Source organism: Streptomyces sp. JLBT605, assembly GCF_058215555.1.
Genome location: NZ_CM177087.1, coordinates 192,370 through 216,219 on the forward strand (window position 1 = coordinate 192,370; position 23,850 = coordinate 216,219).

At 72.6% G+C, this 23,850-nt stretch carries 25 protein-coding genes; 12 read left to right on the forward strand and 13 right to left on the reverse strand.

All coding sequences use genetic code 11. The features are described 5' to 3' along the window. Window positions 1–48: 48 nt before the first annotated feature. Window positions 49–1,158, forward strand: a complete 1,110-nt coding sequence (locus tag AC4BDD_RS01050) for an NAD-dependent epimerase/dehydratase family protein (RefSeq protein WP_490689036.1) — start codon at window positions 49–51, stop codon at window positions 1,156–1,158. Between the two features lie 13 nt (window positions 1,159–1,171). Here AC4BDD_RS01050 and AC4BDD_RS01055 read toward each other — a convergent pair whose 3' ends face one another. Next, a complete protein-coding gene (locus AC4BDD_RS01055; RefSeq protein ID WP_490689037.1) occupies window positions 1,172–2,293 on the reverse strand; it encodes a sensor histidine kinase in 1,122 nt (373 codons plus the stop codon). Continuing rightward, window positions 2,290–3,015 (reverse strand): response regulator transcription factor, encoded by a 726-nt coding sequence (locus AC4BDD_RS01060; protein ID WP_490689038.1) that lies wholly within the window; start codon window positions 3,013–3,015, stop codon window positions 2,290–2,292. The genes AC4BDD_RS01055 and AC4BDD_RS01060 overlap by 4 nt, the downstream gene beginning before the upstream one ends. Before the next feature lie 123 nt (window positions 3,016–3,138). Between AC4BDD_RS01060 and AC4BDD_RS01065 the strand changes: the two genes are divergently transcribed. The 3 genes from AC4BDD_RS01065 to AC4BDD_RS01075 are packed head-to-tail and all read left to right on the forward strand — an operon-like array spanning window position 3,139 to window position 5,212. Further along, window positions 3,139–3,804 (forward strand): glycosyltransferase family 2 protein, encoded by a 666-nt coding sequence (locus AC4BDD_RS01065; protein ID WP_490689039.1) that lies wholly within the window; start codon window positions 3,139–3,141, stop codon window positions 3,802–3,804. Then, on the forward strand, window positions 3,801–4,556 hold the full coding sequence (locus tag AC4BDD_RS01070) for a TIGR04282 family arsenosugar biosynthesis glycosyltransferase (RefSeq protein ID WP_490689040.1): 756 nt from the start codon (window positions 3,801–3,803) through the stop codon (window positions 4,554–4,556). Before AC4BDD_RS01065 ends, AC4BDD_RS01070 begins: the two co-directional genes overlap by 4 nt. Further along, entirely contained in the window at window positions 4,553–5,212 is a 660-nt protein-coding gene (locus AC4BDD_RS01075) for a methyltransferase domain-containing protein (RefSeq protein WP_490689041.1), read from the forward strand. Before AC4BDD_RS01070 ends, AC4BDD_RS01075 begins: the two co-directional genes overlap by 4 nt. A 21-nt stretch (window positions 5,213–5,233) precedes the next feature. Here AC4BDD_RS01075 and AC4BDD_RS01080 read toward each other — a convergent pair whose 3' ends face one another. The 3 genes from AC4BDD_RS01080 to AC4BDD_RS01090 all read right to left on the reverse strand — a co-directional run bounded on the left by AC4BDD_RS01080 (window position 5,234) and on the right by AC4BDD_RS01090 (window position 8,578). Next, window positions 5,234–6,538: an MFS transporter gene (locus AC4BDD_RS01080; RefSeq protein WP_490689042.1), complete on the reverse strand. Its 1,305-nt coding sequence runs from the start codon at window positions 6,536–6,538 to the stop codon at window positions 5,234–5,236. Further along, window positions 6,493–7,119 carry a hypothetical protein gene (locus tag AC4BDD_RS01085; RefSeq protein WP_490689043.1) on the reverse strand — a complete coding sequence of 209 codons (627 nt, stop codon included), beginning with the start codon at window positions 7,117–7,119 and terminating at the stop codon, window positions 6,493–6,495. The genes AC4BDD_RS01080 and AC4BDD_RS01085 overlap by 46 nt, the downstream gene beginning before the upstream one ends. A 73-nt stretch (window positions 7,120–7,192) precedes the next feature. Continuing rightward, the gene (locus tag AC4BDD_RS01090; RefSeq protein ID WP_490689044.1) at window positions 7,193–8,578 is read right to left on the reverse strand and encodes a molybdopterin-dependent oxidoreductase; all 1,386 of its coding nucleotides are present in this window, start codon (window positions 8,576–8,578) and stop codon (window positions 7,193–7,195) included. Window positions 8,579–8,769: 191 nt separating this feature from the next. On the opposite strand from AC4BDD_RS01090, the gene AC4BDD_RS01095 reads away from it, so the two are divergent. After that, on the forward strand, window positions 8,770–10,239 hold the full coding sequence (locus tag AC4BDD_RS01095; RefSeq protein WP_490689045.1) for a hypothetical protein: 1,470 nt from the start codon (window positions 8,770–8,772) through the stop codon (window positions 10,237–10,239). A 68-nt stretch (window positions 10,240–10,307) separates the two neighbouring features. Here the strand turns inward: AC4BDD_RS01095 and AC4BDD_RS01100 are convergent, their stop codons facing one another. Further along, entirely contained in the window at window positions 10,308–10,964 is a 657-nt protein-coding gene (locus tag AC4BDD_RS01100) for a TetR/AcrR family transcriptional regulator C-terminal domain-containing protein (RefSeq protein WP_490689046.1), read from the reverse strand. Window positions 10,965–11,033: 69 nt separating this feature from the next. Here AC4BDD_RS01100 and AC4BDD_RS01105 point away from each other — a divergent pair, with 69 nt between their 5' ends. Then, window positions 11,034–12,584 carry an FAD-dependent monooxygenase gene (locus AC4BDD_RS01105; RefSeq protein ID WP_490689047.1) on the forward strand — a complete coding sequence of 517 codons (1,551 nt, stop codon included), beginning with the start codon at window positions 11,034–11,036 and terminating at the stop codon, window positions 12,582–12,584. Window positions 12,585–12,695: 111 nt separating this feature from the next. Here AC4BDD_RS01105 and AC4BDD_RS01110 read toward each other — a convergent pair whose 3' ends face one another. Next, on the reverse strand, window positions 12,696–13,514 hold the full coding sequence (locus AC4BDD_RS01110) for an SDR family NAD(P)-dependent oxidoreductase (protein ID WP_490689048.1): 819 nt from the start codon (window positions 13,512–13,514) through the stop codon (window positions 12,696–12,698). Window positions 13,515–13,619: 105 nt separating this feature from the next. After that, a complete protein-coding gene (locus AC4BDD_RS01115) occupies window positions 13,620–14,621 on the reverse strand; it encodes a hypothetical protein (RefSeq protein WP_490689049.1) in 1,002 nt (333 codons plus the stop codon). Between the two features lie 248 nt (window positions 14,622–14,869). Between AC4BDD_RS01115 and AC4BDD_RS01120 the strand changes: the two genes are divergently transcribed. Continuing rightward, a complete protein-coding gene (locus AC4BDD_RS01120; protein ID WP_490689050.1) occupies window positions 14,870–15,427 on the forward strand; it encodes a carboxymuconolactone decarboxylase family protein in 558 nt (185 codons plus the stop codon). A 22-nt stretch (window positions 15,428–15,449) separates the two neighbouring features. On the opposite strand, the gene AC4BDD_RS01125 is transcribed toward AC4BDD_RS01120, so the two are convergent. After that, window positions 15,450–16,250, reverse strand: a complete 801-nt coding sequence (locus AC4BDD_RS01125) for an aminotransferase class IV family protein (RefSeq protein WP_490689051.1) — start codon at window positions 16,248–16,250, stop codon at window positions 15,450–15,452. A gap of 133 nt (window positions 16,251–16,383) precedes the next feature. Here AC4BDD_RS01125 and AC4BDD_RS01130 point away from each other — a divergent pair, with 133 nt between their 5' ends. Then, complete coding sequence (locus AC4BDD_RS01130; RefSeq protein ID WP_490689052.1) at window positions 16,384–16,755, forward strand: MerR family transcriptional regulator; 372 nt, start codon at window positions 16,384–16,386, stop codon at window positions 16,753–16,755. Between the two features lie 38 nt (window positions 16,756–16,793). Here the strand turns inward: AC4BDD_RS01130 and AC4BDD_RS01135 are convergent, their stop codons facing one another. Next, window positions 16,794–17,732: an NADP-dependent oxidoreductase gene (locus tag AC4BDD_RS01135; protein WP_490691998.1), complete on the reverse strand. Its 939-nt coding sequence runs from the start codon at window positions 17,730–17,732 to the stop codon at window positions 16,794–16,796. A 107-nt stretch (window positions 17,733–17,839) separates the two neighbouring features. Here AC4BDD_RS01135 and AC4BDD_RS01140 point away from each other — a divergent pair, with 107 nt between their 5' ends. Then, window positions 17,840–18,838, forward strand: a complete 999-nt coding sequence (locus AC4BDD_RS01140) for a GlxA family transcriptional regulator (protein WP_490689053.1) — start codon at window positions 17,840–17,842, stop codon at window positions 18,836–18,838. Window positions 18,839–18,851: 13 nt separating this feature from the next. Here the strand turns inward: AC4BDD_RS01140 and AC4BDD_RS01145 are convergent, their stop codons facing one another. The 3 genes from AC4BDD_RS01145 to AC4BDD_RS01155 all read right to left on the reverse strand — a co-directional run bounded on the left by AC4BDD_RS01145 (window position 18,852) and on the right by AC4BDD_RS01155 (window position 21,628). Further along, window positions 18,852–20,123: an ATP-grasp domain-containing protein gene (locus AC4BDD_RS01145; RefSeq protein ID WP_490689054.1), complete on the reverse strand. Its 1,272-nt coding sequence runs from the start codon at window positions 20,121–20,123 to the stop codon at window positions 18,852–18,854. A 225-nt stretch (window positions 20,124–20,348) separates the two neighbouring features. Continuing rightward, entirely contained in the window at window positions 20,349–20,882 is a 534-nt protein-coding gene (locus AC4BDD_RS01150) for a hypothetical protein (protein ID WP_490689055.1), read from the reverse strand. 293 nt (window positions 20,883–21,175) lie between these two features. Then, window positions 21,176–21,628: a hypothetical protein gene (locus AC4BDD_RS01155; RefSeq protein ID WP_490689056.1), complete on the reverse strand. Its 453-nt coding sequence runs from the start codon at window positions 21,626–21,628 to the stop codon at window positions 21,176–21,178. A 209-nt stretch (window positions 21,629–21,837) separates the two neighbouring features. Here AC4BDD_RS01155 and AC4BDD_RS01160 point away from each other — a divergent pair, with 209 nt between their 5' ends. The 3 genes from AC4BDD_RS01160 (at window position 21,838) to AC4BDD_RS01170 (ending at window position 23,770) form a co-directional block, all read left to right on the forward strand. After that, window positions 21,838–22,656: an NAD(P)H-binding protein gene (locus tag AC4BDD_RS01160; RefSeq protein WP_490689057.1), complete on the forward strand. Its 819-nt coding sequence runs from the start codon at window positions 21,838–21,840 to the stop codon at window positions 22,654–22,656. An 81-nt stretch (window positions 22,657–22,737) separates the two neighbouring features. Then, a complete protein-coding gene (locus AC4BDD_RS01165) occupies window positions 22,738–23,598 on the forward strand; it encodes a haloalkane dehalogenase (protein WP_490689058.1) in 861 nt (286 codons plus the stop codon). Window positions 23,599–23,632: 34 nt separating this feature from the next. Further along, window positions 23,633–23,770, forward strand: a complete 138-nt coding sequence (locus AC4BDD_RS01170) for a hypothetical protein (RefSeq protein WP_490689059.1) — start codon at window positions 23,633–23,635, stop codon at window positions 23,768–23,770. The last annotated feature ends 80 nt before the right edge of the window (window positions 23,771–23,850 follow it).

Genomic DNA, 23,850 nt, shown 5'->3' on the forward strand with positions numbered 1-23,850 from the left:
TCGCGTGTGGCGGACACACGGCCGTCCGGGGGCCGTAGCGTCGGCCCCATGCGAGTACTCGTCACCGGAGGCGCGGGCTTCATCGGCTCCCATATCGTCACGGCTCTCATCGAACGGGGCCATGAACCCGTGGTCCTGGACGCGCTGCTGCCCACGGCGCACCGCGGCGATCCGGCACCGGCGGTGGCAGGGATCCACGGCGATGTACGGGACGTGTCGGCCGTGCGGCGGGCGCTGCGCGGAGTTGACGCCGTCTGCCATCAGGCCGCGATGGTGGGGCTTGGCAAGGACTTCGCCGACGCCCCTGAGTACGTCAGCTGCAACGATCTGGGCACCGCGACACTGCTCGCCGCAACCGCGGAGGCGGGCGTGGCGGATGTGGTGCTGGCGGGGTCCATGGTGGTGTACGGGGAGGGGCGGTACGCGTGCCCGCTCCACGGCGAGGTGCGGCCGGGGCCGCGGGCCGTGGCCGATCTGGCGGCGGGGCGCTTCGACCCGCCGTGCCCGCGGTGCGGCTCTCCGCTGCGCCCCGGGCTGGTGGAGGAGGACGCTCCGGCTGATCCGCGCAACGTGTACGCCGCGACCAAGCTGGCCCAGGAGCACCTGACCGCCGCGTGGGCCCGTGCCACCGGCGGGCGGGCGGTGGCGCTGCGGTACCACAACGTCTACGGCCCGGGCATGCCCCGCGACACCCCCTACGCCGGTGTGGCGTCCTTCTTCCGCTCCGCGCTGGCCAGGGGCGAGGCGCCGCGTGTCTTCGAGGACGGGGCGCAGCGGCGCGACTTCGTCCATGTCCGGGACATCGCCGCGGCGAACGTCGCGGCGCTGGAGGCGATGGGTGACCGGCCGGCGGGCACGCTCACCGCCTACAACGCGGGCAGCGGCGAACCCCACACCGTGGGCGAGATGGCCATGGCTCTCGCCGAGGCGCACGGCGGGCCGCTGCCGGTGGTCACCGGGGAGTTCCGGCTCGGCGACGTACGGCACATCACCGCCGACTCGCGGCGGTTGCGCCAGGAGCTGGGGTGGCGGCCCCGGGTCGGTTTCCTCACCGGCATGGCGGAGTTCGCCCGTGCCGAACAGCGCCCACCGGGCAGGGGCATCGGGACGCCCGCCTCAGGCGTCGGGGTACCCGCCTCAGGCTCCGGGTCACGCTGAGCCCCGCGGCCCGTCACGCGGTCCCGGCGGTGGCGAGCGGAAGGGTGACCTCGAAGCGGCAGCCGCCTGCCACGTTGCACACGCCGGCCCGTCCGGCGTGTGCTTCGACGATGCCCCGGACGATGGCGAGGCCCAGACCCGCGCCGGCCGGCGGGGTACGGGCCTGGGTGCCACGCCATCCGGTGTCGAAGACCCGGTGCAGGTCGTCCTCCGGGATGCCGCCGCAGCCGTCGGTCACCGACAGCACGACGTGGTCGGCGCGGCGTTCGGCTTCGACGGCGACCGTGCCGTCGGCGGGGGTGTGGCGGATCGCGTTGACCAGGAGGTTGGCCAGGACGCGGGTGATCTCCTTGCCGTCCACCTCGACCGGGACGGGCTCGATCCGGCCGCCGACGAGCCGGACACCGTGCTCGCGGGCGAGCGGGTCGGCACCACAGAGGGCATCGTCCACCAGGTCGTACACCGAGATCCGGGCCGGGGAGAGGGCCAACGCCCCGGCATGGATGCGGGAGAGTTCGAAGAGGTCACCGACCATGGTGTTGAGCCGGTCCACCTCGGTGCGGATGCGGCGGTGATAGCGGGCGGGGTCGGCCGCCATGCCGTCCTCCAGGGCCTCGGCCATGGCGCGCAACCCGGCCAGCGGGGTGCGCAGGTCGTGCGAGATCCAGGCGACCAGTTCCCGACGTGAGGTCTCCAGGGCACGCTCACGCTCCCGGGAGGCGGCGAGTCTGGCGCTGGTGGCGGCCAGTTCGCGGGAGAGCGCGGCGAGTTCGGCGGTGGAGGCGCCGGGCGGCACGGCGAAGGCCCCCGCCTCACCGAAGTCCCGCGCCGCGAGGGTGAGGTCGCGGCTGCGGGCCACCACCCAGCGCCCCAGGAGCAGGGCGGTGGCCAGTGAGACGACGGCGGCCATGGCGGCGACCGTGGTCACCACGGTCAGGTCGTGCCGGGACAGGAACATGGCCTGCGCCACGGCCAGGGTCCCGGCGAGCATCGCCGTGACCGTGACGGCGGCGACCACCGCCAGCGAAACGGCGACCGAGCGGTGCCTGACCATCCGCAGCGCCAGCGCACCGAGCAGCCCCGCGCAGCCGGCCCCGGCGAACGCGAAGGCGGCGATCAGCAGCAGATCCCTCACGGCCGCTCCTCCTGGCCCGCGGCCACCTCGAACCGGTAGCCGACCCCCCAGACGGTCCGGATCAGCAAGGGGCGGGCAGGGTCGTCCTCGACCTTGCCGCGCAGCCGCCGCACGTGGACGGTGACGGTCGACAGGTCGCCGAACTCCCAGCCCCACACGTCCCGCATCAGCGCCTCCCTGCTGTGCGCCCGGCCGGGGTGGCGCAGGAAGTGGGCGAGCAGGTCGAACTCCCGGAGGGTGAGGGCCAGTTCCCGGCCGTCCTTGGTGACGCGCCGGGTCGCCGGGTCCAGCCGCACCCCCGCGGCCTGCACGGGCCGGTCGGCCGGGTCGGCAGCCGGGGCCGCCGCCCGACTGCGGCGCAGCACCGACTCGACGCGCAGCACGAGCTCGCGGGGGCTGAACGGCTTGGTGACGTAGTCGTCGGCGCCCACCTCCAGGCCCGTGATGCGGTCGTCCTCGTCACCGCGCGCGGTGAGCATGATCACCGGCACCGGGCCGGTCGCGCGCAACCGTCGGCACACCTCCAGCCCGTCGATACCCGGCAGCATCAGGTCCAGGACGACGAGATCGGGCCATGCCCGTCCGGCCGCGCGCATCGCGGCGGGGCCGTCGGCGGCGTGGTCGACCGTGAATCCGGACCGCTGGAGGTAGCCGGCGACGACCTCGGCGACCGTCGGGTCGTCGTCGACGACGAGGACGCGCCCCGGTACTGAGTTACCCATGGCGCCAGCGTCGCATCCGTCGTGCCCAGGCGTCCGGCCCAGGGTTCCGGCGGACGGCGACGTCCGCGTTTCGTAAGGACCTGATGCCCCATTTGTCCGCTGCTGGTTCGTACCGTGAAGCCCATGACCGTAGACGTCGTACTCCCCTGCCTGAACGAGGCCGAGGCGCTGCCCTGGGTCCTGGAACGCGTTCCCGCCGGCTGGCGCCCCATCGTCGTGGACAACGGCTCCACGGACGGGTCCGCCGACATCGCCCGGCGGCTGGGAGCCACCGTGGTGCACGAGTCGCGGCGGGGGTTCGGCGCCGCGTGCCATGCCGGGCTGTCGGCCGCCGCAGCGGACGTGGTCTGCTTCTGCGACTGCGACGCGTCCCTCGACCCCGGGCTGCTGGCCCCCTTCGCGAGCGCGGTGCTGGCCGGCGAGGCGGATCTGGTGCTGGGCCGCCGCCGTCCCCGGAGCCGGGGAGCGTGGCCCGCCCATGCCCGGGTGGGCAACATGGCGGTCGCCCGGATGCTGCGCAGCCGTACCGGGATGCGGTTGCACGACATCGGGCCGATGCGCGCCGCGCGCCGCGAGGACCTCCTGGCCCTCCGGCTGACCGACCGGCGCAGCGGCTATCCGCTGCAGATGGTGGTCCGGGCGGCCGACGCGGGCTGGCGGGTCCGCGAGGTGGACGTCCCCTATCTGCCGCGCGCGGGGAAGTCGAAGGTCACCGGGACCTGGCGGGGCACCTGGCACGCGGTGTGCGACATGCGCCGGGTGCTGGCCGAGCCGGGTGGCGGCCGGTGACCGCCTTGCTGGTGATCGCCAAGGAGCCCGTCCCCGGGCGGGTGAAGACCCGGCTCACCCCGGCGTTCAGCCCGATCGAGGCCGCGCGGCTGGCCGCGGCGGCCCTCGCCGACACCCTGGCCACCGCGCTGGCGGCCCCGGCGGACCGCCGGGTGCTGATACTCGACGGCTCCCCGGGGGACTGGCTGCCGCCCGGGTTCGAGGTGCTGCCCCAGTGCGCGGGAGGTCTCGACGAGCGGCTCGCCGCCGCGTTCGCCCTGTGCGACGGCCCCGCCCTGCTGATCGGGATGGACACGCCGCAACTCACCCCGGCGCTGCTGGCTCCCGCCCTGGCGCCGGACGCCTGGCGCGAGCGCGACGCCTGGTTCGGCCCGGCCATGGACGGCGGCTTCTGGGCGCTGGGCCTGGCCCGGCCCGAGCCGGCCCTGGTGCGCGGGGTGCCGATGTCCGTGCCCGAGACCGGCGCCGTGCAGCGCGGCCGGCTGACCGATGCGGGTCTGCGCGTCGGCGACCTGCCCCGGCTGCGCGATGTGGACACCGCCGACGACGCCCGGCTGGTGGCCGCCGAAGCGCCGACGTCCCGGTTCGCCGCTGTGCACACCCGGTTGGCCGGGGCGACCGCCCGGGCAGGCCGACCCGCCGGGGTGCCTGGCGCGGTCCGGACGGCGCGACGCGAAGGGGCGCAGGCCGACGCGGGCCACCCGGCCGCTGCGGAATGGCCCGTCGGCGAACCTCAGGCGGGAGACGGGTGACGACGACCGCCTGGCGAGCCGATCCCTACACCGAGGCGTTGCGCACCGGACACGGCCCGCTCTTCCTGCGCCGGGGCGACGGACAGCTGCTGCCCCTGGAGGTCGAGCGCTGGTGCGACGCCCCGGATGCCGCGGACGCGACCGTGCTGCGGCGGTGCCGGGGTCCGGTACTGGACATCGGCTGCGGCCCTGGACGCCTGGTCGCGGCCCTCGCCGCACAGCGCCGGCGCGTGCTGGGCATCGATGTCAGCCCGGAGGCGGTGACCCGGACGGAGCGGGCGGGAGGCACCGCGGTGTGCCAGTCGGTGTTCGACCCGCTGCCCGGTGAGGGCCGTTGGGTCACGGCTCTGCTCATCGACGGAAACATCGGCATCGGCGGCGATCCGGCCGCTCTGCTGCGGCGCGTCGCCGAGATCACCGCTTCCGGCGCCGTGCTGATAGCCGAGACCGCCGTGGAGGACGTCGACGAGCGGTACGAGGCGCGCGTCGACGACGGCAGCGGGCACCACGGGGCGCCCTTCCCCTGGGCGCGGGTGGGTGCCCGCGCACTCCGCGTCCACGCCGAGGCGGCGGGATGGTGCACGGTCCGTCAATGGACGGCCGCGGGCCGGGACTTTTCGGAGTTCACCCGAAGCACTCGGACGTGCCGAGGCTGACGCCCCGCCAGTCCCGTACCCTCAGCGGGCGCCGGCGCCGGTCGCCGGGCCCTGCCGGTCGACGGCGGCCTCGGTGCCCCGCTCCGGCGTGTCCCCTTCCATGCCGCGCCTGCGCGAGGTGCGCTCTCCCGCGGCGCCCACCACGGCCAGGACCAGGGTGAGGGCCACCCCGGCGAGCATGGCGACGGACGGCTCCGCGACGCTGAGCAGTGCTCCGGAGAGGCTCCCCGCCGCCGCGTAACCGGCGCCCACGGCCGCGTACATCACCGAGTAGCCGGCGGCGAGGGCCCCGGCCGGGAGTATCTGACGGAGCAGCAGGCTGCGGGCGAGCATCACGCCCGCCTCCAGTACTCCGGCGACCACCAGGAGCGCGGCGATCCACCACCGGGAGGGTGCGAACGCGATGCCGGCGACGCAGGCGGACACCGCCAGGAGCAGCACGAAGCTCTGTGTGGACAGCCGCCCCGGCCATGTGCCCCGCAGCCCGTAGAGGAAGGAGCCGACTCCGGAGCCGACCGAGAGCGCGACGAGCAACGGCCCGGCAACCGCCACGGCGATGCCCCGCTGCTCCAGGAGCGCGGGCAGGATCAGTTCGGCGAGCGCCAGCAGCGTCATGGACGCCGCTCCGGTGACGTACACGGGCCAGGCCCGCACCAGGACCGCCGGCATCGCGCCGCGGCTGTCGCCGTCTCCCCCGCCCGTGTCGGCGTCACCGTCCCCCTTGTCGGCGTCCCCGTCGCCGCCGGTCGACCAGCCGACGGGCAGCGCCCACAGCCCCGCGATCGCGGCCGCCATGAGGACGGCGGCGAGCAGCAGCGGCAGCGACGGGGCGACGCCGAGCGCCAGCCCGGTCGCCACGGCGGGGCTGACCGCCCAGATCGCGAAGGTGAGCATCGACTCGGTGCTGAGTGCCTGCGGCGCGGAGCGCGCCGGTACCAGCGCCGTGAGCAGCGCCCGCAGACCGCCGGGGGACGCGGCCGGTGCCCCGCCGGCCAGGAAGGCGAGGGTGCAGAGCACGGCCGGGTGGGCACCGGGCAGCGCCCCGAGCCCGGCGAAGGCGGCGGCTCCCACCGCGAGCCCGGCCGCCAGCTGCGGCCGTGCCCGCTCCGCCCGCAGCCGCATGCCGAGCACCGGTGCCCCGACGATCTCGCCGACGACGTACGTGGCCGCGAGCAGGGCGCCGAAGGTGTAGCCGCCGGGCCGCTCGCGCACCAGGAAGACCAGGGCCAGTGGTGCCAAGGCGACCGGCATGCGCGCGCCCACGGCGACGGCACCCCAGGTCAGGACAGGTCGGGTGAGGATCTCTCGGTAGCCGCGCAGTGACATGCGAGGACGGTAGCCGTGGCCCCGTGATCGACCGCAACCGAATATCTCTTCGCCCTTCGCCAGGGCCGGAGATGACGCGGGAGGCACCGCGCGAGGCGCCGGATCCGGCGGTGCGGCCTGGCTGTTCGGCCGCGCCACATCCGGATGAGGAACCACAGTGCCGAGGCGGCGAAGAACCCCGCGGTGGCCAGCAGCCAGCGCTCGAGGAAGACGCCCGCCGGCAGTCCGGTGTACGCCTCGTAGTGGTCGACCCGGTCCAGCACCAGCGGAAACCACACCAGCAGGAGCAGCCCGGAGAGAAAGACGGGCACTCGGATGAAGTTGATCCACGGGCGCCGCGACGGTGTCTCGGCCGGTTCGGCGGAACGCCCGACTCCCAGCAGCGCCTGCGCGCCGCGGTCGGCGAGGCTGTAGACCGGCAGCAGCACCAGGTCGTGCAGGACCGCGGCACCGGCGAACCACAGCACGATCCCGGCCGCGTCCCCTTCCAGCAGCCGGACCCCCGCGTACGCCGTGAGGGCGAAGGAGCTCGCCATCAGCAGCAGGTGCAGACCTGAGGCGCCGTAGCCTCGCCGGAACACGGCCGTGGCGCGCCTCCCGAAGCGCCTCGCAACGCGCCTTCCGACGCGCCCTCGTCCCGTCCTCATGCCGTCCTCACTCCGAGGCTCCGAAGGTCAGGCGGGAGACCCATTTGGTGTTGTAGACCCCCGGATTGTCGGGCACGATGATCCGCGCCGGATACCCGTGGTCGGGCGAGAGGTCCGCGCCGTTCACCCGCAGGGCCAGCAAGGACCTCGGGTCACGGACCTGGTTGTCCCGCAGCACCACCGCCCGGAAGGCGCCCCGGCGCTGCAACGACTCCACGAACACCGACGGCGGCCGGTCGCCCTCCCCCACCAGACCGGCCAGGTCGGCGAGGAGCACTCCGCTCCACTGCTGGTCGGAGGTGGACCACCCCTCCACACAGGCGATCGGCAGTGCCGCGGTGTGCTGCGGCAGCGCGAGGAGCTGGGCCCGGCTGAGGGTTACCCTTCCTCCCGCCCCCCGGACCGTCAGACGCCAGTCGGGCCCGGTGTCTCGCGCCCGGATGCCGCGGGAGGCCGCCGTCTTGTTGATCTGGAAGCCGTTGGGTCCGGGCCCCGGGTCCTGGCCGTGCGGGGCGAGGAACGCGGTGCGCCGCAGCGGTCCGCCGACGCTCTGCCCCACCGATGTCACCAGCACGGCGAGGGATCCCAGGCCCACCATGCCGAGGGCGCCGCGGCGGGAGAGGGTGGGCGCGGCCGGGCGGGGAGCGACCAGACCGGTGGCGTCGGGTGGTTCGGGGCGGGTGGCGGCTGTCGGGGTGCGCAGCTCGTCCCGCAGCCGGCGACTCCGCAGGGCGGACCTCATCCGGGGGAGCCGGACGGCCACATGGACGACGAAGGCCGCGAAGAACACCCAGGCTCCGTAGAAGTGCAGGGGGTAGAAGGAGCCGGGGAAGACGTAGTCGAGCTGGATGTTGAGTACCCCGGTGGCCGTTTCGAAGAGCACGCTGCCGACGAGCAGGAACAGCGACAGCCGGTCCAGCAGGTGGGCGACGGACCGTACCGGGGGCCACTGGAACAGTTTGGGGATGACCGACCACAGCTTGGCCAGCAGCACCGGGATGAGCACCAGGCCGAGCGTGACGTGGATGCCCTGGTTGACGCGGTAGAGCCAGTACGGGCTGGTCGGCCAGGAGAACAGGTAGAAGCCCAGCAGGCCCTTGTCGGGTGTCTTGTCGTTCCAGGGGGACAGATCCGGGTTGTAGGCGGCGTAGGACAGCAACCCGGTCACGAACACCAGCGGCAGGCCGACGAGCAGGACCGCGCCGAAGACGGAGGTCAGCCAGGGCCCGCGCAGTGGGCTGCGCCAGAAGTCCGGCCGCGCGGGCCCGGGAGGCGGACCACCGAGCGCGGACTTCAGGCGCGCCCGTGCCGGAGGGCGGTGCGCCGGCGCGGCCGGTTCCGCGTCGCCGTCCGCCCGATCGCCCTTGGGGCCGTTGCCGTGCTCGTCTTCCATGGCGGTCCTATCCACAGGCCGGGGCCGATTAGCTGCCGTGGGACGACGCTAAGGCCCGCGCCACCGGGAAGGACCGCCGACGCTGATGACGAAAGGCTGACGTCAGCCGCCTGCTGGACAGGATCTGACGGTCCGATGACGCCCTCGGCACGTTGCCTCGGATCACCGCCGGAGGCTCCTAACGTGGCGGGATGAGCCTTGGCAGTTCCTCCGCTCGGGGCAGACACCCCGCCGAGCGGCCCGGTCCGCGGCGTACCTCGGGTGACCGGGCAGGCCCCCGGCGCGACGTGCGGGCGGCGCTGCTCGGTGCGGCGTTCGTCCTCGCGGCAGCCGTGGCCGGGGCGGCCATCCAGCGTTCCGAGCACACCCTGTACGTCGACTGGCCTCCGCTGTACGCCGAATGGATGCCCCATCCGGGCCCGGGCACCCCGGCCGCGCTGGCGGTCGCCGCGGCGGTGGTGACCTGGGGGCGGCGGGTGGCGGCCGCGCTCGGGTGGCGGCGGCTGGTCCTCGCCGGCTGGCTCGCGGCCATGGCCTGGACCTGGTCGCTCGCCCTCGTCGACGGCTGGCACCGCGGGGTCGCCGAGCGGCTCACCACCGAGCACGAATACCTGCGGGCGGTGGACCGGTTCGACAACATCGGTCAAGCCCTCGGCGCGTACACCCAGCACATCCTGCTCACCCAGCCCGACCACTGGCCCGCCCACGTCTCCGGGCATCCGCCCGCTGCCGTGCTCACCTTCGTCGCGCTCGACCGCATCGGGCTGGGCGGCGGGGGCTGGGCGGGAGCCTGGTGCATCACGGTGGGAAGTTCCGCGGCCGCTGCCGTACTCATCGCGCTGCGCGCGCTCGCCGGTGAGGACCTCGCGCGCCGAGCGGCCCCGTTCCTCGTCCTGGCCCCGGCCGCGGTGTGGGCCGGCGCCTCCGCGGACGGCTACTTCGCCGCGGTCGCCGCCTGGTGCCTGACGTTCCTCATCCTGGCCGCCACCCATACGGCCCGCGCGCCCTCCCCCGGCGCGGCCGGGCCCCTGCCCACCGCTGGCGTCCACGTCGCCTGGCGCGCGGGGCTCGCGGGGCTGCTGCTGGGGCTGGCCTGCTATCTCTCCTACGGCCTGACGCTGATGGTCATCCCGGTCGGCGCGGTGCTGCTCTTCACCCGCACGGCCCGTCCGCTTCCGTACCTCCTGGCCGGCGCGGGCGTGGTGGTGGCCGCGTTCACCCTGGCGGGGTTCCGGTGGTGGGAGGGCTACGACCTGCTGGTGGAGCGTTACTACCAGGGGGTCGCCTCCACGCGCCCCTACAGCTACTGGGTCTGGGGCAACCTGGCCAACCTGGTCATCACGGCGGGCCTCGCCACACTCGCCGGCATCCGCCGGGTCCTGGCCCATGTGCCCACGGCGGTGCGCGACTGGCGGACCGGTACGCCAGGTGAGCCCGGCTCGGCCGGGCTGGTCGTCCTCGTCCTGGCCGCACTGACGATGGTCGCCGTCGCCGATCTGTCCGGCATGAGCAAAGCGGAGACCGAACGCATCTGGCTGCCCTTCACCACCTGGCTGCTGCCGGCCGCCGCGCTCCTTCCGCGCCGCTGCCACCGCGCCTGGCTGCTCGCCCAGGCCGCCCTCGCGCTGCTGGTCAACCACCTGCTCCTGACGGGGTGGTGAACCCGCTGCCTCCACAAGCCGGCGCGCGCCGGCCCTGACGGCCGTTTGCCCGGCCGGGGGCCGGGGCGTCAGCCGCTGAGGAAGGTGGCCTCGATGCCGGCCACGATCGCGCGCAGGCCCTCCTCGAAGCGCTCCTCGTAGTCGAGGAAGAGGTCCGCGCCCACGGCGGCGGTCAGCGGGTAGTCGGCGCCGATGCGCTCCGCCCGCTCGTCGACGTCGTATCCGGTGGCGCGCTCGCCGGGCATGGCCTGCACGGCCTGCTCCTCGGTGACGAAGCCGAGCGTGAAGGTGTAGGCGATGAAGGAGGCGCGGGCGGCGGCGCTGGGGGTGAAGCCCGCGTCGACCAGGACCCTCAGATGGGCCTCCATCGGGGCGGCGTGTCCGGTGTCGGTGAAGCGCGTGCCGCTGAACACCTTGGCGCCGTCGCGGTAGCCCAGCAGGGCCTGGCGCAGGGACCGCTGGGCATGGACGATCTGCTCCTGCCAGGTCTCGGCGGGAGCTGTGGGGGTGCGGCTCATGTCGCGGTGGATGGCGGTCGCCATCTCATCGAGCAGCTCGCCCTTGTTCTTGAAGTGCCAGTAGAGGGCGGGGGCCTGGACGCCCAGCTCCTTGGCGATCCGGCGCAGGGTGAGCCCTTCCAGGCCCACCTCGTTGAGCAGCCGCAGTGCGGTGTCCACCACCAGGGTTCGGTCGAGTCGGGTTCGGTCGAGTCGGGTCGTCGCCATGAGGTCATTCTCTCTGCTCAGTGGGGGCCACGCTTGACAATTTAACACCGTTAAGCGCATCCTCGGCGCATGGAATTTAACGATGTTAAGGAGCTGGGGGTCGCCGAGGTGCTGATCGTCGGCGCCGGACCGGCCGGACTCACCCTCGCCGTCGACCTGGCCAGGCGGGCCGTGCCGGCCCGGGTGGTGGAGCGCGGGGACGGGCTGTTCCCCGGGTCGCGGGGCAAGGGGCTCCAGCCGCGCACCCAGGAGGTCTTCGACGACCTCGGTGTCATTTCCGCGGTGCGGGCGGCCGGCGGCGGCTATCCGCCGATGATGGGCTGGGACGGCGACCGGCGGCTCGGCGCCTTCCAGATGATCGCCGAGGTCGAGCCCACGCCGGGCGCCCCGTACCACGAGGTGTGGATGCTGCCGCAGTGGCGCACCTCCGACATCCTCTACGCCCGCCTGCTGGAGCTGGGCGGCTCAGTGGAGTTCGGCACCACGCTGACCGGGCTCGAGCAGGACGCGGACGGGGTCCAGGCGCGGCTGACCGGGCCGGACGGCCGTGCGCACACGGTGCGGACCCGCTATCTGGTGGCGGCCGACGGCGGCCGCAGCACCGTCCGCGCCGCACTGGGCATCACCATGACCGGCGAGACCGTCGACCCGCACCCGATGCTGGTCGCCGACGTCCGGATCGAGGGACTCGACTTGGACCACTGGCACGTGTGGCAGCGCGCGGCCGGCGGCGGCGTGGCGTTCTGCCCGCTCGCCGGAACGGACCATTTCCAGATGGCGGCGCAGTACCAGGACGCCGACGCGGTGCCGGACACCTCGCCGGAGGGGGTGCGGCGGCTGATCACCCAGCGCACCGGGCTGGCCGCCTCCGCCGTCCGCGAGGTGACGTGGGCCTCCGGCTACCGGGCGCGGGCGGCGATGGCAGAACGGTTCCGCGAGGGGCGGGTGTTCCTCATCGGGGACGCGGCGCATGTGCACTCCCCGGCAGGCGGCCAGGGGCTGAACACCAGCGTGCAGGACGCCTACAACCTGGGCTGGAAGCTCGGACAGGTGCTGCGCCACGGGGCCGACCCGGCCCTGCTGCACTCCTACGAGGAGGAGCGGCTGCCGGTCGCCGCCGGGGTGCTGGGGATGAGTACCCGCCTCCACCGGGCGGCCATGGCGGGTGACGTCGAAGGGCAGCAACGCACTGCGGAGATCCATCAGCTGGGGCTCTCCTACCGCGGTGGGACCCTCGCCGCCGAGCTGCGGCAAGCGGTGCCGGACGGCGCCCCGCGCGCGGGTGACCGGGCCCCGGACGCCCCTTGCGCCCTCCCCGACGGCACCCCGTACCAGCTGTTCGACGCCTTCCGCGGGCCGCACTTCACCCTGCTGGTCCTGGAGGCGGACGAGGATTCCGCCCTGGCGCTCCCGGCGCTCGACACCTCCTCGGTCCGCGTCCGCCGCGTCGGCGGCGCCGCACCCGACCTGCTGGACGCCTTCGGCCATATCCGGGACGGGTACGGCGCCGACCGCGGAGTCTTCCTGGTACGCCCCGACGGCCACCTGGGTCTCGCGGCGGACGACGCCGACGGGCTGGCCGGCTACCTGGCCCGGCACCACGGCGTCATGGCGGGGTAGCCGAGGAGCTGACGCGGGTGGGCGAGCCGTCACACAGAGGCTCCGACGCGGGATGCCTCATACGCGCGGGACGCCTCAGGTACCCGGGACGCCTCACGTACGCGGGACGCCTCACGTACGCAGGTAGGAAGCCCCGTTGAGATCCAACACCGTGCCCGAGCTCCACTGCGCCTGCGGTGAGGCCAGCCACAGCACGGCCGCCGCCCCCTCCTCCGGCAGCGCGACCCGGCCGAAGGGGCTCTGGCCCCTGATGGCCGTGCCCTCCGCGCCGTCGAGCCGGTGCGCGACCCGGTCGGTGTCGATGAAGCCGGGCGCGACCGAGGTGACGGCGATGCCGTGCGGGGCGAGCGCCACCGCGAGTGACTGTCCCAGCGCGTGCACCGCCGCCTTGGTCGCCCCGTACGCCGGGTGGTCCGGCTCGCCCCGGAAGGCGCCGCGCGAGCCGACGTTGACGATGCGGCCGCCCGTACCCTGGTCGATCATGCGACGTGCGGCCAGCTGACTGAGGTTGGCCGTGGCGAGCAGGTTGACCGCCACCTGGCGCTGCCAGACGGCCGTCCACTCCTCGTACGGCGTGGTGGCGGGCGGATGCGCGGGCGCGGCCGCCGCGGCGTTGTTGACCAGGACGTCGACGCCGCCGAGCGCGTCCGCCGCCGCGTCCACCAGTCGTGCGGCCTCCGCCGCGTCCGACAGGTCGGCGGCCAGCAGCACATGGCCGGTACCCGTGAGCGCGGCGAGCGTGGCCTCGGCCTCTTCCCGGCGGCTGCCGTAGTGCACGGCCACCCGGTCGCCGTTGGCGGCGAACGCCTGGGCGACAGCTCGCCCCACCCCGCGGGAGGCGCCGCTGACCAGCACCCCGCGGCCCGTGGCCTGGAATCCGGCGCCGGCCTCGGCGGCCTGCGGAACCGGGGCTCCGGGGAAGGGTGTCATCGCGTTCTCCTGTCGGCGCGGCGGCGGTTGCTCGGCTCGCACATCAGTATCACTGGTGCCTCGCCGGGCTCGGCACGATGAGCCGTGCCGCGAGGTGACGGCCGCTCAGGTCCGCCGCTCGCCGCCGGCACCGGGCGGCATGCGGTAGTCGTCGGCGGGCCTGAGCGGCTCCAGCTTCCGCTTGTCCAGCGCGGCGGTCCGCGCGAAGTCCCTCCCCGCCTCCGCCGGCTTGCCCCAGGCTTCGGGGTGCAGATAGGTGCCTCGTTCCTCCTCGGGCTTCCGCTCGTCCGCCACCAACGGGTTCGCGCGGGCGAAGGCGTCCCGCCGGACGCCGCTCACCTGCCATGAGACCTTCACCTCGGGGCGGTCGGTGGCAATGGCGAAGCGGTTGTCCCGTACCTCCTCGACCACGGTCGCCTGGGCGAAGCCGCCGATGGTCGTGAGCTGGTAACGGAAGTCCTCGTTCAGGGCCTCGAAGTACTCCGGCAGTTCGATGACCGCGGCCCCGTCGGCGTCCGTCACCACCGTGCCGCTGTAGACGTTCAGCCGTTCGGCGGACTCGACGAACGAGTGCTGCAGGCAGCGGTTCTCCGGATCGAGCGGATGATCGATCAGAAACCCGCCGGCCCCCTTGGCCAGGGTGCCGGTGACCGTGACCTTGCCTTGGAAGTACCCGGCGTAGCCACTGGTGCTCCTGCCCCAGATGCCGTAGGCGATGGACCCGTTGTTCGCCTGGCCGATCACTCCGTTGCCGTCGCGCCCCCAGGCCTCTCCCAGCACGCCCGCGGCGACGGTGTTGTCCTGGAGGACGAGTCCCCTCACTCCACTGCCGGTGAAGGACTGGCCCACCACGCCCTCGTGTGTGTTGCTGACACCGGCCACCCCGGTTCCGTCGGCCGACGCCCCACGGACGCCTGTGTTGTCGCCGGAGGCGTCCGCTCCGGTGTGTCCCCCACGGGTCGAGATGCCCCAGAAATCCCCGGTGGCGGCGATGGCCAGTCCGAAGTTGCCGGTGCCGGTGACGCGCAGGGTCCCGCGTCCTTCAGCGCCATCGGAGCTCAGGTTGGTCGAGTCCGCACCGGCGTCGTTGGTCGTGCCGAATCGCATCTGTCCCACGGTCATGTGAAGCCCTCTTCTCGCGGAGTCACCGGAAGCCGATACAGGCCTGCGGCCATGGAACACCGTTCCGGCGGGCAGGGCCGGGAGGTGGCGAGAGCCTGCCGGGAAGATTCGTCGCAGACGGGTGACCGCCGGATGTCACACTCCGGCGGGCTACCGTGTCACACCTCCGGAAGCCGTTGGAAGAAGCACTCGGCCGAGGCCCGAGTCACCGCTCGACGATGGAGGAATCCGCCATGGCGCGCATCTCGCTCACCCCGCCTCATACCCTGCTCAACCGCATCAGCGCCTGGTACTCCCGGCGCAGCTACGGCAAGGTGCTCGAACCCCTGCTGGCCGTCGGCCACAACGCGCGGGTTCTGCTCACCTACGCCCGGCAGGAGCGCGGTGCCGCCAAGTGGAACAGCCTCGACCCGAGCCTGAAGCACCTCGCCGTGATGGTCTCGGCCGCCAGGATCAACTGCTCGTGGTGCATGGACTTCGGCCACTGGGAGGGCGACGCGCTCGGACTCCCGATGGACAAGGTTTCCAAGGTGCCGCAGTGGCGCGACCACCAGGAGATCTTCACCGAGCTGGAGCTGCTGGTCCTGGAGTACGCCGAGGCGATGACCGAGACCGAACCCCGCGTCACGGACGAGCTCGCCGCCGCCCTGATCGGCCGGCTCGGTGAGGCCGCTTTCGTGGAACTCACCCACATGGTCGCCCTGGAGAACTACCGCTCGCGTGTCAACAGCGCCTTCGGCCTGACCAGCCAGGGCTTCTCGGACGCCTGCGAGGTGCCGTCGGGGAGGTGAGGGCGCACCGGCCCGGCGCGGGTCACAGCGACACGCCAGGCTCCGCCTCATAGGCCCGGTGCAGCTGTTCCAGGAAGAGGGGGGCGTCCGGGAGGCGGACGGAGCCGATGCGGTGTACCGGGATGCCCGGTGTCCAGGAGTTCATGACGACCGCTCCGGCCAGCGCGGGCAGGTCATCGAGGGAGATGGCCTCGGTGCGCTGGGGGACACCGAGGCGTTCCAGCTGGCGACGGAGGATGCCCATCGTCGTGCCGGTCAGCATCTCGGCGGCAGGCCACACCACACTCTCGCCGTCCCAGAAGGCCAGGTTCCAGATCGTGGCCTCGCTCAGCCGGCCCCGACGGTCGACGAAGGCCGCGTCGTCGAATCCCCGTTCGACGGCGCGGCGGAGGAGATAGGTCTTGGCCACCTCGCCGACGTGTTTCACGGCCGGGAGGTCCCGTTCGTGCTCGACCACCGCCAGGGACAGCGGGCCCGCGGGGCCGGTCGCCGCCGGTCCCGTACGGACCAGCAGCTCGGGCTCCGCCTCGGGGCCGGCCACGGTGAACTCACCCGCCGGGGAGTACACCGTGGCGGTCAGCGAGAGGTCCGCGGGGCCGGCCCGCAACGCCGTCCGCAGGCAGGAACGGACCCGGTCCTCGGGCAGCGCCCGCCCGAACATCTCCAGGGAGGCGGATCGCAGCCGCTCCAGGTGGAGGTCGAGGCCCCGGATCCGGCCGCCCCGGACCTGGAGGGCGGTGAAGTGGGCGTAGCCCGCGAAGGCGAGGGGCGCCAGCTCCTCGGCGGTCGCGGCCAGGCCGTTGCGTTGGACAACGAAAGACATCGTGAGATCACCCCAGCGTCAGCCAGTCATCGGTCGGGCACCTGTGCGGAACGCCCGTTCGGTGGGACGACGCTAAGGCTTAGCATCGGTGTGAAGGTCAACACGCAAGCTCAGAGACGGCGGGCGGGGCACCATGCTGATCGGGGAGTTGTCCCGGCGTACCGGGGTCACGACACGGTTGTTGCGGTACTACGAGGCGCAGGGCCTGCTGGCCGCCAGGCGTGGGCCGAACGGCTACCGGGAGTACGACGGGGACGCGGTCGTCACCGTCCGGCAGGTGCGCGCCCTGCTGGACGCGGGCCTGTCCACCAAGGTGATCCGTTCGGTGCTGCCCTGCGTCCGGGGCGAGGCGCAGGAGGCGCCGGAGTTCGACTGGTGCGCCGACCTGCGGGCCGTCCTCCAGGGGGAGATGACGGCCATGGACGAGCAGATCGACAACCTCCGCCGCACCCGTGGCACTCTCGCCGACTACTTGGCGCAGTCACCGGCCGGCCCCACCGGTTGACGAGCGTGTCGCCCCGATGCCGGTGTCCGTGACCGCCCTCAGCCGACGGTGAGCACGATCTTGCCCTGGGTCCGGCCCAACTCCCCGTAGGCGTGTGCCTTGGCCGCCTCCTCCAGCGGCAGCACGGTGTCCACCTCGGCCCGCAGCTTCCCTTCCTCCACCAGCTGGGCGATCGCCCGCAGCCCCGCCGAGTCGGGCTCGACCACGGTCCAGCCGGAGTGCACGCCAGCGGCCTCGGCCGCGGCCGCCGCCGGCAGGTCCTCCGCTGCCGGCAGCGTCACCAGGTGACCGCCGCGGCGCAGTACCCCGAGGGAGCGGGTGCCGTAGTCGCCGCCGAACGCGTCCAGGACCACGTCCACGTCGCGCACCACCTCGGTGAAGTCCACGCGCGTGTAGTCGATGACGTCGTCGGCGCCGAGCCGGCGCAGGAAGTCGTGCTTCTCGGTGCGGGCGGTTCCGATGACGTACGCGCCTCGCGCCTTGGCGATCTGCACGGCGAGGTGGCCGACGCCGCCCGCGGCCGCGTGAACGAGCACCCGCTGACCGGCCCGCAGCCGGGCGGTGTCGACCAGGGACTGCCAGGCGGTGAGCGCGGCCAGCGGCAGCGCGGCGGCGTGGACGTGGTCGACACCGGCCGGCTTGCGGACGAAGCGCCGGGCGGGTGCGGCGACGAACTCGGCGTAGCCACCGGCCTGTTCCGGGAAGCGCGGCATGCCGAAGACCTCGTCGCCGGGCGCGAAGAGGGTCACGCCGGGGCCGACGGCCTCGACGGTGCCGGAGACGTCGTAGCCGAGGATCGGGGGGTCGCCGACGGGGCCGATGGGGCCGGCGGCGCGGACCTTCCAGTCGACCGGGTTCACGCCCGCGGCACGGACCCGCACGAGGATCTCGGTGAGGCCCGGCTCGGGGCGGGCCACCTCGATCGGGGTCAGGACCTCGGGGCCGCCGCCCCATGTGCGGGGGCTCACGGCTCGCATCGTCTCGCTCATGTGGGTGTCCTCTCTGGAGAGCGGGATCACCAGCGTGCGTCGGCGCAGTCGATCAAGGTATTGGCAGTTTGGCCAGGATGCGCCAGGATCTGGCCATGACGATCAGTGGCAACGACAACGGCGACAGGGGCGTGCATCGCGTGGCGGTCCTCGCGCAGGAGGGCGTGTACCCCTTCGAACTGAGCATTCCGTCACGGGTCATGGGCAGCGCGGAGGACGCCGAGGGGCGGTCGCTGTACGAGGTGGTCGTCTGCACCGCGGACGGCTCGCCGGTGAGCAGCGACGCCGGGTTCTCGGTGGCGGTCGCGCACGGGCCGGAGGCGCTGGCGGCCGCGGACACCGTGGTCATCCCGCCCACCAGCCGGCTCGGCCCCTCCGGGCAGGGCGATCCGCTGCCCGCCCGGACCGCGGCCGCGCTGGCACGCATCCGCCCGGGAACCCGCATGGTGTCCATCTGCACGGGCTCCTACGTACTGGCCGCCGCGGGCCTGCTCGACGGCCGGCCCGCGACCACACACTGGCAGGTAGCACAGGACTTCCAGCGCGCCTTTCCCCGCGTCAGGGTCGACGCGGACGTGCTCTTCGTGGACGACGGCGACATTCTGACCGCCGCCGGGGTCGCCGCGGGCGTCGACCTCTGTCTCCACCTGATACGCCGCGACCATGGTGCCGCCGTCGCCAACCAGGTGGCCCGCCGCTGTGTCGTACCGCCGTGGCGTGATGGCGGGCAGGCGCAGTTCATCGAACGGCCGGTTCCCGAGCCGACGGTGGCGACTACGGCGGCGACGCGCGCATGGGCGCTGGAAAGGCTTCAAGAACCACTGACACTCGGTCAACTGGCTGCCCATTCCCGGATGAGCCTGCGCACCTTCACCCGGCGCTTCCGCGAAGAGGTCGGCGAGACTCCCGGCCGCTGGCTCACGGCCCAACGCCTCGAACTGGCCCGGCAGCTCCTGGAGACCAGCGATCTCCCCGTCGATCTGGTCGCCCATCGCGCCGGGCTCGGCACGGCCAATTCGCTGCGCCAGCACATGCGGTCCGTACTGGGTGTCTCCCCTATCGCGTACCGGCGGACATTCCAGGCGGCCCCTTGAAAGCTATATACACCTAGGGGGTGTCCGACAGGTCCGCCGCGGCGGTCGGCCTGTCCCCTCGGACACCGGGCAGGGCACCGCAGGGGCCCAGCCGGGCCAGCGCGCCCGTCAGTGCGGGGGCGTCCGTCGCCGGGCAGCGAAGCATGATTTCCCCGAATTCCCTGTCGTGGTAGGCGAAGTTCCGCATACGCACCACCTCGGCAGAGTCCGGGACACCTGCGTCACCCAGCCACGTCGCGTCGAAATCCGGGGCAATAGGCATCTGCAGCGCGTAATGGGTCTGCCGCTCCAGCGAGCGGACGCGCTGCGCGGACCATTCACCTCTGAGGATGTCGAGCAGACAGCGGATGGTATTGCAACCGGAGGCAGCCGACGAAATCACCGTCGTGCCCGAGGTCCGGGGGTTCACTTCGACGATGCGGTAGATGCCGTCCGCGTAAATCATCTCCACTTCGATGGCGCCATGGATACCGGTTTCGGTACACAGCCGACGCAGCAGCCGGGCAACCGGCACAAAATCCGCTTCGGCCTCGGCAACAGACCCGCAGATTCTGACGCGCTCGCTCATCAGGGAAGGATCCGACTCTTCCGTGGCGCCCTTCCAGACCAGCGGCTGGAAGACATACTCGCCCGCGCAACCGATGATCTCCACCGAGCAGAGATCTCCTCTCACGCACTGCTCCAATACGGCGTTGCCGTCACACGGCCTGTCCAGGTAGCGGCGGAGCGCCGCCGCGTCCTCGATGAACCGGATGCCGTCGCAGCTGCAGCCCCACAGGGGCTTGACGAGGAGCGGCCAGCCGAGGCGGTCCGCCTTGGCCTCGATCAGTGCTCGGTAGGAGGGGCAGGCGGGGGCCCGGCCGTTGAGGATGTCGCCGTCCAGCAGCTCCCCCTCCGGCAGGTCGAGACCGAATGCCTGGATGAGCTGCCGGGTCTCCCACTTGTTCGAGAGCCGGGCGGTGACGTCAGCGCCGTGCGTGACCGCAGGGATCCCGGTCTTTCGCAGCTTCTCCCCGACAATGGCGTCCCGCAGCGCGTTCTCGTCCGGCCAGGAAAGAGAAATGACGCCCTCGGCGCCCCAGCTTCGTATTCGCTCGGCTATTTCCTCGCAGTCGGCTTCCGGGTCCAGCAATTCCGACTCCGGAAAATAGCCGGAGGGATCTCCGCAATCGCCGGTGTGAAAAATCTTCAAACGAGTGGAGGTGGATGCTTCGGCTGTCGCTTCCTCAAGGGCAGGGCTAAGCCAGCTGATGTCGAAGGATCTCAGAAAAGCAATCTTCTCCACTGGACCTCCCGGACCAGGTCGAAAGGCTCGCCCGACAAGTGTGAGCCACTCCAGCCGGTGACGCATCCGCACACGCACGATTCGGGACCATCACCCATAGCCCGGGTCGGCCCGTAACGAAGGCCCCCGCCGTTGAGCGGGGGCCTTCGACCGACTGGTTCACTGATCGGTCACGCACCGAAGAGACCGCGAGATCCGCGCTGCCTCCGGCCTACGCGATCGTGGTCAGGCGCGCACGAGGAACCACGCGCCGATGCCGTTGCATCCGCTCGAGTTGAAGCTGGTGGTGCGGTACCCGGCCGGGATGGGCGAGCCGGAGCAGGTCCACATGCCGTTGCGCGCGAGCCGGTGGTACCAGGCACCGATGCCGTTGCAGCCATTGCGGTCGTAGTTGGCGATGACGTACCCGGACACGATCGGCGAGCCCGAGCACGTCCAGATGCCGTCCCGGGCGACCCGGTGGTACCAGGCACCGATGCCGTTGCAGCCATTGCGGTCGTAGTTGGCGATGACGTACCCGGACACGATCGGCGAACCGGAGCACGTCCAGATGCCGTCACGCGCGGGCTGCTGGTACCAGGCGCCCATGCCGTTACAGCCGTTGCGGTCGTAGTTGGTGATCACGTACCCGTCCGGAACGGGCGAGCCGGAGCAGGACCACCCGCTCGCCGTGGTCTGCGCCCCCCGTTCCACAGCGCCGGCCGTGCCCGCCGCGCCGGCGAGCATCGCGCCCGCGATCAGCGCTATCGCTCCCACCATCGCCGCGATCCTGCTTCTCACGACCGCCACCGCCGGACGTCTTCTCCGCATCACGCGGAATTCGCTGACCGGTTCACGGCTCTCGGCCCGTCCTGACCACCCATCACGACGCCCTGACTGCCTCTCTTCGACGCTCATGCATGTCCCTCCCGGTAAGGACGGCGGCTCATACCTCCGTCATGACGGGCAGAACATAGCAACGGGATTGCGCGCAATTACGGGCAGTGGCCGATTTACCAGGAATAACGGCTCAAGGCCACTTCTTGACACGGTTCGCACATCGTCGAACACCCCTAATACCGCACCGCCCGCGCCACCTCCGCCTTCACCTCGCCCGACAGGTCGCGGTTGCTGCGGGCCTTCGCCGTGCCGGTCTTGCCGGCGGCCACGTCGGAGAGGGTGACGACGACCGCGTCGAGCCGGTTGCCACTGGCGTCGGTGAAGTCGACCTCGACGGCGAAGGACTTCTTGGAGTCCGCGGAGTTGGCCGCGGTCACCTCGACGGTCGCCCGCCCGTCGCTTTCCTTGTCCGGGGTACCGAGCTTCACGTCGGACTTCGCGTCCACGCCGCCCGTGATCTCGTCCAGCTCGCGGCCCGCTTCCGCCGTCGCCGAGGCGAAGGCCGACGAGGCCTTGCTGGCGACCGACGTCACGGACGAGGGGGTGTCGTCGTCCGAGCAGCCGGCGAGGACGGCGGCGCAGCAGACCACCGCCGCCGTCAGCAGCACGCCTTTGATACGCGGCATCTTGCCTCCCGATGGTTGCCGCAGGGCCGGTCCGATGCCTCCAGTGAAGGGGCGGTCGCACTCGTCCGCACGCCGGGTCACCCGGACGGTCAGGTTCTCGCGGTAGCCGCCTTCCCCCGAACGGACGGCCGGACGTCCTTCACCGACCGCCTCGTGGCGTGCTACTGTTCCCCGTGTTAGTCAGTCAACTAACTGAAACGGAGAGCCCCATGATTGCAGTGACCGGAGCCACCGGGAACGTCGGCCGCGAGCTGGTGCGCATCCTCGCCGAGGCAGGTCAGGAGGTGACCGCGATCTCGCGCGGTGAGGCGCGCGACCTGCCCGCCGGCACCCGCCATGTGCGCGCCGACCTCGCCGACCCCGCCGGTCTGCGTCCCGCGCTGGACGGCGCCGACGCCCTGTTCCTGCTGGCGGTCGGCGACGAGCCGCAGGGCATCCTCGACGCCGCGAAGGCAGGCGGCGTCCGCCGGGTCGTGCTGGTCTCCTCCGTCGGCGTGGCCACGCGCCCGGACGCCTACCGCCACCTCGCCTCGTTCGAGGCCGCGCTCCGCGGCTCCGACCTCGACTGGACCGTGCTGCGCTGCGGCGGGCTGAACTCCAACGCCTTCGCCTGGGCCGAGTCGATCCGCGCCGACCGGCTGGCCGCCGCTCCCTTCGGCGACGTCGGCCTGCCGATGGTCGACCCGGCGGACGTCGCCGAGGTCGCCGCCGCCGCGCTGCTGCGGCCCGGCCACGCCGGCGCCACATACGAGCTCACCGGCCCCGCCCCGACCACTCCGCGCGAGCGGGCCGCGGCGATCGGCACGGCGCTCGGCGAGCCGGTCCGCTTCATCGAGCAGACCCGCCAGGAGGCCCGGGAGCAGATGCTCACGTTGATGCCCGAGCCGGTGGTGGAAGGCACCCTCGCCATCCTCGGTGAGCCGCTCCCCGCCGAACTGCGGGTGAGCCCCGACATCGAGCGAGTCCTGGGTCGTGCGCCGCGGCCCTTCACGGACTGGGCCGCCCGCAACGCCGCCGCCTTCCGCTGAGACCGAGCCGCCCGCGACGCCGCCCCCTCCGCTCACCCGACTCGACGCCACAACCCTCAAAGCACTTCCAGGAGAACCCACATGCCCACCACCCCCGTCCTCGATTCGACGATCGCCCACCGCGAGCGCGGCTCGGGCACGCCGATCGTCTTCCTGCACGGCAACCCCACCTCCTCGTATCTGTGGCGGAACGTGCTGCCGGCCGTCGGCCGGGGCCGCCTGCTCGCCCCCGACCTCATCGGCATGGGCGACTCCGGAAAACCCGCCATCGACTACACCTTCGACGACCACGCCCGCTACCTCGACGCCTGGTTCGACGCCCTCGGTCTCGACGGAGTCGTCCTGGTCGGCCACGACTGGGGCGGGGCGCTCGCCTTCGACTTCGCCGCCCGCCACCCCGGCCGCGTCCGCGGCATCGCCTTCACCGAGACCATCGTCAAGCCGATGACCTGGGAAGAGTTCCCCGAGGGCGGCCGCGAGCTGTTCCAGGCCATCAAGACGGACGGAGTGGGCGAGGCCATGATCCTCGACGACAACCTGATGGTCGCCAAGGGCCTGCCCGACACCGTCGTCACCCCCCTCGACCCCGCCGACCTGGAGGCATACCTCCGCCCCTACCCCTCCCGGGAGAGCCGCCGACCGCTGCTGCAATGGCCGCGCGCCATGCCCCTGGGAGGCGAACCCGCCGATGTCGTGGCCCGCGTCGAGGCATACGACACGTGGCTCGCGAACAGCGTGGACGTTCCCAAGCTGCTGATCGACTTCGCACCCGGACCGGGTGCCATGATGGGCCCCGGCCTCGTCGCCTGGTGCGCGCAGCACATGGCCACACTGGAGATCGAGCATCATGACGTGCCGGCCGGGCACCACACCCCGGAGGACCGCCCCACCGAGATCGCCACGGCGATTTCCTCCTGGGCCGACCGGCACGGGCTGCGCTAGCCGTCCCCGGCCACCCGGGCGGAGGTTCGTTGCCGTGGCCGAGCAGGACACCGGTGGTGATGCGGAACCGCGCGGCGTGGTCACCGAAGCTTCTGCGCGCCCCGAGTTCTCGGCTGCACCTGCGTCCTGCGTTCCGCTGTCGTGTTTGTTGTCCGCGGACAACAAACGCTGAGCTTGCCGGGTTGGTGCCGCGTCTTGGGGCGAGGGACTGGGCTTGTTGTCCGCGGACAACAAAGTGTGCGGGAACCCCGC